Here is an 11,166-nt window from a genome sequence, read left to right on the forward strand (position 1 = left end):
GCGAAACACGCGGATGGGCCCCAATCTTTTGTGTCATTTCGATAAATGGTGTACCCTCTCTTAAGGATTGCCCCGGTATCCCAATTGGTAGAGGAGACAGCCTCAAAATCTGTACAGTGTGGGTTCGAGTCCCACCCGGGGCACTGACGTGGCGATGAGGGAACGTTACCGCCATCGCTTACGTGATTGAATGTGTTGCGTTGCATAGTACGTGATTTGAATTGGTTACGATGATGTAACGCGATTCATTATGGTCAAAACGCGGAAAGGGACGGATATGTCTGATATGGATGCGCTGTCGGAGGATTCGAAGGGACGCACCGTCGTCGTGGCCGAGGATGAGGCCTTGATTCGTCTCGACATCGTCGAGTCGCTGCGCGCCGCCGGTTACGATGTGGTTGGTGAGGCTGCCAGCGGCCAGGAGGCCGTGGATCTGGTCCGTGAACTGGTTCCCGATGTTGTTGTCATGGATGTGAAGATGCCGGGCAAGGATGGCATCACTGCGGCGAAGGAGATCGCTGAGGAGAATCTTGCCCCCGTGGTCATGCTCACCGCATTTTCCCAGCAGAACCTGGTGGAGAAGGCTGCTGACGCCGGTGCCATGGCGTATGTGGTCAAGCCGTTCGTTCCCGAAAAGCTGTTCCCGTCCATCGAGGTGGCCATCAGCCGATTCGATCAGATGAACGCGCTGCGTGACGAGGTCTCCGACATGAAGGCGCGCTTCGAGGCTCGCAAGCGTGTCGATCGTGCCAAGGGCCTGCTGATGGAGAACATGGGCCTTACCGAATCGGAGGCGTTCCGCTGGATTCAGAAGACGTCGATGGATCGTCGTCTGACCATGCAGGAGGTCGCCGACGCGGTCATCGAGCAGGTGCAGGGCTGAGCTGATCCATGACTCTGTCTTCGCACGCTTCTGACGATATGGACAAGGTGACGGCAGAGAACAGACTGCTCGTCGTCGACGGGCATTCTCTGGCATTCCGCGCGTATTTCGCGTTGCCTGCCGAGAATTTCACGACATCCGCAGGATTCGCCACCAACGCGGTGTGGGGATTCGCCAACATGCTCACCCGAGTGATTCTGGACGAACATCCCACACACGTTGCGGTGGCGTTTGATGTCAAAGGTGGCACGTTCCGCAACGATCTGCTCCCGCAATACAAAGGCACAAGGGATGCCGCGCCGGAGGATCTGCTGCCGCAGCTGCCGGTGATTCAGGACATGCTCACGGCATTGGGTGTGACCTATATCGAAAAGCCGGGATATGAAGGCGATGACATCATCGCCACGCTCGCTACCATGGGGGAGAAGGCGGGCTTTGATGCGTTGGTGCTGTCCGGCGATCGTGATGCCTTTCAGCTGATCGATGATCGCATCACCGTGCTCTATCCCGGGCATCATTTCAAAGACCTCAAGCATATGACGCCACAGGCCGTGGAGGAAAAGTACAAGGTCACCCCGCAGCGGTATCCCGATCTGGCGGCGCTCCGCGGTGAGACCGCGGACAACATTCCCGGAGTCCCTGGTGTGGGCGACGGTTTCGCGGCCAAATGGATCAACCAGTTCGGCGATCTTGACGGCATCATCGAGCATGCCGATGAGATCAAGGGCAAGAAGGGCGAGGCCCTGCGAGAGAACATTGATCAGGTGAAACTCAATCGCAAGGTCAACGCCTTGGTGCGTGACCTTGATCTCGGCGTCAACGTGGGTGATCTGGTGATGTCTCCGCCGAACCTTACCGCGATCGATGTGCTGTTCACAAAGCTGGAGTTCGGCCCCCGGACCAAGACCCGGCTGCTTAAGGCGTTCCCCGGTGGCATCGTAGGGGAGGGGACCGCTACCGACGCGGAATCCGGCCTCGCTGAACCGGTGCTGGACGGGCCGATCATCGACACGATCGCAGATAATGAGGATACGGTCGTGGACGAGGTACGACAGTGGATCAACGACCACATCGTTTCCGCGGTCCAGCCAAAGACTGTGCCCGACAGTGAGCTTGACGATGCCTCACAATCCTTGGAATCCTCGTGGTTCCTCCACGCTGAGGGGGACGTTCACCCCGGCACCACCATATTGCAGGCGATCTCGCTGTTGGGTCCCGATAATCATGCCGTGATATTGCAGGCCGACTCGGCCGCTGCATGCCACGACGTGCTGCAGCAGTTGCTGAACGATCGTGCGGGCGTGTGCGTGTTGCACGGGCTCAAAGACCAGTCGCATCTGCTTGCCACCATCGGCGTGCATGTGCCTCGACCGTGGTTCGACACCCAGCTTGCCGGATATCTGGTCGAATCCGATTATCATCCCGATTCATTGGACGCCGAGGCGGCGCACTTCCTTGATCTGCCAATGGACGAGGCCGATGCCGGGGCGACGCAGGGAGAACTCGCACTCGACATCGACGAGGAACCGGAGACGGCAAAGCCCGCGTCCGTGGTCCGCCATATCGCGCTCGTGCGCGCACTTGCCCGTGATCTTGCACCCAAGGTGGTGGAGAGGAAGCAGTATTCTCTGCTGCACACCATCGAACTGCCGGTATCCGAAGTATTGTTCGGCATGGAATCGGTCGGGGCGGCCGTGGACGAAGGCCGTCTGATCGCCATGCGTGATCGGTTCGCCACCGAGGCGCGGGACGCCCAGGAACAGGCATGGGACGCTGCCGGCAAACACATCAACCTGCAAAGCCCCAAGCAGCTGCAGGCAGTGCTGTTCGACGACATGCAACTGCGCGGCACCCGCAAGACCAAATCCGGAGGATACACCACCGACGCAGCGGCATTGCAGGAGATGGCGGTGCGCAATGTGAACAACGAGCGTGCCAGTTCATTCCTGGTGGCGTTGCTACGGCATCGTGAAACCAACAAGCTCAAGCAGATCGTGCAGAGTCTGCTGGACGAGGTGAATCAGAACGACGGTCGCATCCACACCACCTTCGAACAGACCGTGGCCGCCACAGGACGGCTGAGTTCGGCCGCACCGAACCTGCAGAACATCCCCAACCGCAACGCCGCTGGCCGTGAGATCCGCGGAGCGTTCGTGCCGGGCGAGGGATATGTATCGTTGATGAGCTGCGACTATTCGCAGGTGGAACTGCGCATCATGGCACATTTGTCCGGCGACGAAGCGCTGATCGAGGCGTTCCGTTCCGGAGCAGACTTCCACCGCTACGTGGCCTCGCTCGTCTATCAGATTCCTGTGGACGAGATCACCGGCGACCAGCGGTCCCACGTCAAGGCGATGAGCTACGGACTGGCCTACGGACTGAGCACGTATGGTCTCGCGCAACAGCTCAAGATCTCACCGGCCGAGGCGGACGTCCTCAAGGACAAGTATTTCGCCACATTCGGCAAGGTGCACGACTATCTGGAATCCCTGGTGACCGAAGCCAAGCGCAACGGATACACGGAAACCATGTTCGGACGTCGTCGCTATTTCCCCGGTCTCAAGTCGACGAACCGCCGTGTCCGCGATGCGGCTGAACGCGCCGCACTGAACGCGCCGATCCAGGGAACCGCCGCCGACATCATGAAGATCGCCATGATCCGTGCCGCCGATTCACTGCGCGATCATGACCTTCATAGTCGTATCATTCTGCAGATCCACGACGAACTGGTGGCGGAGATCGCCCCCGGCGAGGCAGACACCGCCACCGACCTGATCCGCGACGCCATGGAGAACGCCGTGCATCTCGACGTGCCGCTCGATGTCTCCACCGGCATCGGCGACGACTGGCAGCTCGCGGCGCACTGAGTCACCGGTATACGGGTCCTCACGTCCTCGGGCTTCTGAAGCCAAGGACCTGAGGACCCGTATTATTTTGTGTAGTATCGCAACCGCATATTCGGAAGGGAATGACAATGACCGAACCGACCATGGCACCCACACTCAAGCAGATCGTCGACGTGCTGGAAACGCTGTATCCTCTCCGATATGCGGAACAATGGGATGAACCCGGCCTGATCGTGGGTGACCTCTCCCAGCCGGTCCGTCGTATCTATTGCGCGGTTGATCCCACCCGGGAAATCGTGGCCGAAGCCATCGACTACGGGGCGGACCTGCTCATCACCCACCATCCGCTGTTCTTCCGATCCGTACATCAGATCTCCGGACTCGGATTCCGCGGTGATATCGTCAATACGTTGATTGCCAATCATTGCGGACTATGGGTCGGCCACACCAACGCCGACTCCGCCTATCGCGGCACCGCACACGCGTTCGCCGACCGGCTCGGCCTCGTCGACCAGAGGCCGCTGGAACCCATCGCCGATCCAAACACTGACCATGCCGTCGGACTCGGACGTGTTGGCGAGCTTCCCGAACCGGTTACGCTTCGCGCACTCGCCGAACGCGTGGCGAACCTGCTGCCGCATACCGAACTCGGCATTCAGGTGGCGGGAGACCCCGATCAGCAGGTACAGCTTGTCGCCACGCTACCGGGTTCCGGGGATTCGATGTTCGACGAGGTCCGGGCAACCGGTGCCGACGTGTACATCACCAGCGACCTCCGTCATCATCCTGCCACCGACGCATGGCAACAGGCCCTGTACGAAGCGGAATTGCGCGGCCGGGGGTTCGCCGTCGGACGCGTGGAATCCCCGACTGGGGCGTCCGTTCCCCGTCCGGCGTTGATCAACACGCCACATTCAGCCATCGAGCGCTCGCTGTTCCACTATCTGGTGCCTGATGTGTCTGAGACGATCAGACGAACCCTCGGCACTGATGTGGAGGTCACGCTGTCCACGACCAGCACCGATCCGTGGACCTTCCGCGTCGGCTGAAACTGAAGCCAGGAACTGAATCCCGGTGCGGAACCTCCACGATCCCGCACCGGGTACTGGCTCCGCTCAGCGATCGAGATGCGCAAGCTTCAGCGGGTCGAGCACATCATCCAGAATCTCCTTGCGGATATGGCCCTCGTCCATGGCCACGTCATGAACGCTGCGACCTTCGGCCAGAGCCTTATGCGCGAGACGGACGGCCTCTTCGTAGCCGACGTAGCCATTGAGCGAAGTGGCCAGTGATGCGCTATGCTCCGCGCGTTCCCGGCCGACCTTGGCATTGACGGTGATGCCTTCCACGCAGTGGGTACGCAGCGTATCCATGGCATGGGCGAGGATCATCATCCCATCGAGCAGCGAGTGGGCGATAACCGGCTCGAAGGCGTTGAGCTGCAGCTGTCCGGCCTCGGCGGCGAAACTGACCGTGGTGTCCATGCCCATCACCGTGAACACGCTCTGGTTCACGCTTTCCGGAATCACCGGGTTGATCTTGCCGGGCATGATCGAGGAACCAGCCTGCCGTGCCGGAATGTGGATCTCCACGAGACCTGCCTGCGGCCCGGATGTGAGCAGACGAATATCGTTGGCGATCTTGCCAAGATGAACGGCCAGACGCTTCAACGCCGACGAAGTATCAACGAAATCGGCCATGTCACTGGTCGCCGCGACCGAATCCTCCGCTGAGGTCACCGGCATCCCGGATACGGCACGCAGCCGTTCCGTGACAAGGTTCCGGAACCGGGCGTCCGCACAGATGCCGGTGCCGATGGCGGTGCCGCCGAGGTTCACCACCGCGAGCCGGTCGATCATATCGGAAAGCCTACGGGAATCACTGGCGATGGTGGCATGAAAGGCGCCGAACTCCTGACCGAACGTCATGGGCACTGCATCCTGCAGTTGCGTGCGACCCAGCTTGACCACATCGGCGGTACGACGGGACAGGGCCAGGAATGACAGGGACAGGGCGTCGACGCTACGGATCAGCGTGCGCAGTGCGAAGATCAGGGACAGTCGAACCGCCGCGGGATAGGTGTCGTTCGTGGACTGCGATTTGTTCACCGTATCATTGGGATGAATGATCGTATATTCGCCACGCTCATGGCCGCCGAGCTCGAGGGCACGGTTGGCGATTACCTCGTTCATGTTCATGTTCGTGCTGGTGCCGGCGCCTCCCTGCAACACATCAACCGGGAACTGATCGTCAAACATGCCGGCGTAGACGTCCTTGCACGCCCGCTCGATCAGACGATCCTGCTCATGACTGATGCCACCCAGCGCCACGTTCGCCTGGGCGCACGCCTGCTTGACCAGCGCATAGGCGCGAATCAGTTCGGGATGGTGACTCACCGGAACGCCGGAGATCGGGAAGTTCTCAATGGCACGCTGCGTGTGAATACCCCAATAGACATTCGCCGGAACCGGCAATGTGCCGATGCAGTCCTTCTCGATGCGGGCGGAGCGGTCGGTGGTATTGGTGCGTACCGTGTCGGTAAGGATCACAGCGGTCATTTGAGGTGCCTCCCTGTTTCCCGGTTGTGCCGGGCTTGTGGTGATGGTTGTGGGATGTCATCGTTGCCGGTGGGCTTCGATGACATCAGACCATACGCGGAGACGACACACCATACAAGAGCACCGATTCCTTGATTTCCCATAGAAGAAGACTATGACGGGGTGACACGGGTGTTGGTAAGCCCGACAATCGGAAGTGTGATCGTGCGAAGGTCCGATATCGTTTACACCGATTTACATGCCGAACATATTGGCGACACCATTTCGCATCACTGCGGTTTCACCATGATTGCCATGACGTTGACGCAGATACAGGCGTTCTATTACGCCGCCACCTTGGGGTCGTTCACCGCAGCGGCCGAATACATGGGCATGACCCAGCCGACTGTGTCGGAACTGGTGCGACGCATCGAAGCCAATTACGGACTGCAACTGTTCGTACGTGGTGGACGGCGTCTGGTGCTCACCACTGCGGGCCGCACGCTGTTGCCGTGGGCCAAGCGTCTGATGGACGGATCGCTTGGCGCGGACACGGCGTTGAACGCCTTGCTGACCGGGCGAGGCGGCACGGTGTCGTTCGGCATTCTGCGCAATGCCGGCTACTACGGCTTGTCGGATCTGGCGTCCGTCTTCAGTGAAGCCCATCCGAACGTGCATCTGCGACTGGTCGGTCAGAACTCGTTCGAGGTTGCGGACGCGGTGCGTGACGGCGAACTCGAAGCCGGATTGCTCTGCCTGCCGATTCCCACTGACGGACTGGCGATTACGCCTCTGATGCGACAGGAGATTCTATGGGCCAGCAGCAAACCGGAGCGGTGCGCGCAACCGATGCGTGTGGAACGGATAGCCGATGAGCCGTTGATCCTCTACGATGCCCACCATGGATGGCGGGACCCTTCGCGTAGGCAGCTTGCCCAGCAGGCGCAGATGCATGGGGTGACGTTGGACCCGATGATTGAAATCGAATCGGTTGATTCCGCCTTGTCGTTGGTTTCCCTCGGACTTGGCGACACGATACTGCCTCGGGCGGTGGCGGATGCGGAAGGATTCCCCGATAGCGTCTACACCACGTCACTCGCCGAGCCTATCTACGATACGTTCGCACTGGTGACTCGTAAGAACTGGGAGCTGTCACCAATGGCGAAATACCTCGCCGGACTTGCCGTCGACATGTTGCTGTCGAATGCCGACGGTGCCGACGAGGTGTTAGTGCGGCCGCCGGTGATGTGATGCTGTGCCGTCATGCGCATGCGGCTGCCTGTGACTCTGCATGTTGCGCATGAGCCGAAAACGTACGGGCGTCAGGCCGAGAGCGTGTCCTTGATCGCGCCCACGAAGTAGTCCAGATCGTCGGGCTTGCGGGACGTGATCAGGCGCCAGCCGTTCTCGTCATCCACGGTCAGCTGATTGTCGACGTAGTGGCCACCGGCGTTTTCGATGTCGGCGGCGATGTAACGGCAGGGGGACGACGTCTTTCCCGCGATCAGACCGGCGTTGACCAGCAGCCACACACCATGGCAGATAGCGGCGATCGGCTTGCCGGCGTGCGCGAACTCCTGAGCGAGCGTGATCGCGTCCTCGTTCACGCGAATGCGATCGACGTTGCAGGTGCCGCCGGGAATCACCAGCAGATCGTAGTCGGCGGCCTGCACGTCGGACAGTTTGGCGTCCGGGGTGAGCGTCTCACCTTCATAACGGTCGTGCTGCACGGTTTCGCACGGGTCCAGCGTGGTGGCGGCGAGCGTCACATTCGCGCCGGCGGCCTTGAGATCGCGCAACGGACGGGTCAGCTCCGTCTCCTCGATGCCCCAGTTGTTGACGATGATCAGTACATTGGCGTTTTCGATGGCCATGATCCTGTTCTCCTTATAGCGGTCGTGTGATGACGATGGTGTGCCAATACCATGTACGCAACACATGGTACGACATCAAACGACTACAGGATTCTATCGACGACGAATCGTTCGAGATCACGCACATCGACACCCGGCACGAATTCAAGTCGGATCTTGCATGGCGTAGCTACTCCGACCAGACCGGAGAATCCCAAATCTCCGATCCACAGTTCCATATTGGCATCCGTCTCGAATCCGTCTGTCGTATCGACGCTGGCTGCACGAATGCCGGAATACGGCAAGGTCGTGTAGTCCTTCTTCTTGCCCGTTATGCCTTGTGCGGTCACGATGATGACCCGCCGATCGGTGAATGCCACCCAGCCGCGCGTACCGGTGAACGCGGCGTGGACGGTCTCGCCGTCAAGCAGCAGTCCATCGAGCAACGTGTTGGCTTCACCATGACCCATGTCGTCCATCTTGGTGAACGTGGTGTTGAAATCGATCATGATTTTCCCTTCCTCCCGACGGCCGTCGTCGGGTGTCCGTTTCTCCAGACTATCGGATGCCAACGGGCAACGCGAGTATCAAGCACAGCGGACACGGTGTATCACATATCCCGCCTGCGTCGGTCCACTATCACCATGGTGATACCGGCCATCGCCGCGAGCAGGCCGCCGATAATGGCCCAGCTTCGTGGTGTACCGAACCCACCGGTGAGTGGTAGCGCAGTTATCGAGCTATACGTGTTGACAAACGTCTGCGTGCCATTCACATCGTTCAGCCCTGAAGTCCTGCTCGTGACGGTGAGATCGCCGGCAGCGTTTGGGACCACGGTGAAAGTCACTCTGGCCATGCGGGAGTCGACTGTCACACCGTTGCCGGGCTGGCTTGTCTCATGCACGCCATAGGCATAGGTGCCCGGCTTGGTAAATGTGAAGTCACCGAACGTCACGGGTGAAACACTGCCATTGGCTCCCGAACCGGACTTACGCACCGTGACGGTGTCCGGCTTGGGCATAGCGTCGACAAGGTCGGACTCGTTGACGCCCCTGCTGCCGCTAGGGTCGATCGTGAGCTGGAAGTCGAACGCATCCGCGTCGGTCCAGGCACGGCCGGACAGTTGCTTGCCCAGCTTCATAGACGCCTTGACCGGTATGGGAATGCGCTTGTCCGTTACCGTGAATGCCGTGTTGGGGGAGACCGCCAAGCCGAGTCTCCGGGCTTTCGCGATAGCGTTCTCATACGCCTGGTCATCATCGCCCTTGATCATGGCGTAATGCTTGGCGGAATCAAGAGAGTAGTGCACGACGACGCCGTCGGATCCCGTGAATGTGGGTGCCTTGGTCTCCACAAAATAGTAGAGCGCATAGTTCTCAAGTGGTTCTTCGACAGTGCCGAATTCCAATGTGCCGTTCGGCCCGGTCATACCGGTGTACACCTTTGTGGCGGCACCTTCAATCATTTCGTCGGTGGCTTTGCTACCGGGGGAGAGGACCCGGTCCAGCTTATCCATGTCTACCTTGTACAACGCGAACTCGGCCCCCTGCAGGAACCGGGATAGATGCGACGCATCCACCTTGGTAATGGCGATGGCACCCGCTGTGCCGACCGTGCCAGCCTGCGCGTTGGTGACATTCCACTGGTTCTCGTTGGTGGAGCTACCACCCATCTGCCCCTCGAGCGTGGCGACGTTCTTGAGATTCACCTTGTCTCCAGGCTTGCCGGAAGGCATGACGGCGTACACGACCCTCACCGGCATGGAATCAGGCAGGGTAAGTGTGAGCTTCTGTGTCGGATTGCCATCGGCATCGACGATGTCGTCAAGTTGAACCGGTACGTCGATGGCATCACCTGTGGTGTCATCGGTGATGTTCAGCGAACCGGGCAGGAAGGTTCCCTTGGAGTCCATGACGTCCGAGAGCGTCACCGTGTCGGAATCCTTCGCGATGTCGACGCCTTCGGGGTTCACCAGAATGGTGTAGCGAACATGGTTGAGCTTCTCCTCGGCAACCGCCGTCTTGTCGACCACGTTGTTCCTGCCGGTGACCGTGGCCGAGCTGCTACCGAGATTGGTGGAACCCGTCGAGGCACTCGCAGTATTGGTGTAGGAGACATCCTTGCCGGTGCTTTTTGCCGCGGTTCTATAGGTAAGCGTTGCAAAGGCCTTGTAGTATCCGTCGTTCTGCCTCAGGTTGTCCGTGGGGATGGTGAACTCGATTCGGCCATTGTTGTTGGAGGTAATGGTCTTGTCGAGGTCCTGACCCGTGAATGGTCCAACATCCAGACCGGCCTGGATATCGTATGTGCCACCTGGCACGTAGCGCATGCCCTCGGGCAGTGTCTCCTGCACTACGATGGGCTTGCCTTCGGTGTTCACCAGACCATGATGGTTGTTTGGGTCGGCGTCCTCGTTCACCATGACGGTCCAGTCGGCCACCCACGCGCCCACGGACGTGTCGTTCTTATCGATGGTGTTCCACTTGAAGTCCTTGTCCCACCTGAGTTTGCCGCTTTTGGAGACCAGATTGGTCTTCTCGACGTGGTCTGTGGCGTTGTATCCCTGACTGGGGTTGTTCCCGAACTTGACGACGGAACGGTTAGCGTAATCTCCGGGGGCCTTGCTGCAGACGGTGGTGTAGGTGACGATGATGTCGGTCTTGCCGAAGGCTGCCTTGACTGTGTCTCCCTTGAACTTGACGTTGAATGAGGTCGTTTCGCCGGGCACGAAGGAACGTGTGAAGTCGTAGTCGGTTCCTTCCACGAGAATCGTGTCTCCGACCTTGAACGTCGGCTTGTCCTTGAAGTGGAAGGTCGCCCCCTGTGGCTTTCCGGTCAGTGCGTCGGCGAACTCGAGCGTGGTGGGATCGGTCGAAGCCGGCATGCGGGAGGTGTAGATGGTCGAGGTCCAGATGGCTTCGCCGGCATCGTTCGTGGAGGCGCTCGAATCGAGTCGCTTATGGATGTAGTCGATGTCGGGCGTGAACACGCCATCATCGCTGCCGCCAGGCTGATTGGTGGGATCGGGCGGGGAGAGCGTGGCGTTG

Annotated in this window: 8 protein-coding genes and 1 tRNA gene; 5 read left to right on the plus strand and 4 right to left on the minus strand. The window is 59.8% G+C overall.

The features are described from left to right. Positions 1–69 precede the first annotated feature (69 nt). From EP30_RS03625 to EP30_RS03640, 4 genes are all read left to right on the plus strand, one after another. A tRNA-Leu gene (locus EP30_RS03625) sits at positions 70–143 on the plus strand. A gap of 134 nt (positions 144–277) precedes the next feature. After that, entirely contained in the window at positions 278–883 is a 606-nt protein-coding gene (locus EP30_RS03630) for an ANTAR domain-containing response regulator (protein ID WP_375137732.1), read from the plus strand. 38 nt (positions 884–921) lie between these two features. After that, positions 922–3,750: a DNA polymerase I gene (polA, locus tag EP30_RS03635; protein WP_140556238.1), complete on the plus strand. Its 2,829-nt coding sequence runs from the start codon at positions 922–924 to the stop codon at positions 3,748–3,750. 107 nt (positions 3,751–3,857) lie between these two features. After that, complete coding sequence (locus EP30_RS03640; protein ID WP_258185346.1) at positions 3,858–4,778, plus strand: Nif3-like dinuclear metal center hexameric protein; 921 nt, start codon at positions 3,858–3,860, stop codon at positions 4,776–4,778. Between the two features lie 66 nt (positions 4,779–4,844). On the opposite strand, the gene EP30_RS03645 is transcribed toward EP30_RS03640, so the two are convergent. After that, the gene (locus EP30_RS03645) at positions 4,845–6,287 is read right to left on the minus strand and encodes an aspartate ammonia-lyase (RefSeq protein ID WP_140556185.1); all 1,443 of its coding nucleotides are present in this window, start codon (positions 6,285–6,287) and stop codon (positions 4,845–4,847) included. Between the two features lie 294 nt (positions 6,288–6,581). On the opposite strand from EP30_RS03645, the gene EP30_RS03650 reads away from it, so the two are divergent. Then, positions 6,582–7,517: a LysR family transcriptional regulator gene (locus EP30_RS03650; RefSeq protein ID WP_094663784.1), complete on the plus strand. Its 936-nt coding sequence runs from the start codon at positions 6,582–6,584 to the stop codon at positions 7,515–7,517. A 71-nt stretch (positions 7,518–7,588) separates the two neighbouring features. Here the strand turns inward: EP30_RS03650 and EP30_RS03655 are convergent, their stop codons facing one another. The 3 genes from EP30_RS03655 to EP30_RS03665 all read right to left on the minus strand — a co-directional run. Continuing rightward, complete coding sequence (locus EP30_RS03655; RefSeq protein ID WP_140556187.1) at positions 7,589–8,140, minus strand: type 1 glutamine amidotransferase domain-containing protein; 552 nt, start codon at positions 8,138–8,140, stop codon at positions 7,589–7,591. A gap of 83 nt (positions 8,141–8,223) precedes the next feature. After that, positions 8,224–8,628, minus strand: a complete 405-nt coding sequence (locus tag EP30_RS03660) for a PH domain-containing protein (protein WP_094663714.1) — start codon at positions 8,626–8,628, stop codon at positions 8,224–8,226. Between the two features lie 101 nt (positions 8,629–8,729). Then, positions 8,730–11,166 (minus strand): Spy0128 family protein (locus tag EP30_RS03665; RefSeq protein WP_140556190.1); only part of this gene is annotated, 2,437 nt, incomplete at its 5' end.

This window comes from Bifidobacterium sp. UTCIF-39, from assembly GCF_006408715.1.
Lineage (GTDB): Bacteria > Actinomycetota > Actinomycetes > Actinomycetales > Bifidobacteriaceae > Galliscardovia > Galliscardovia tissieri.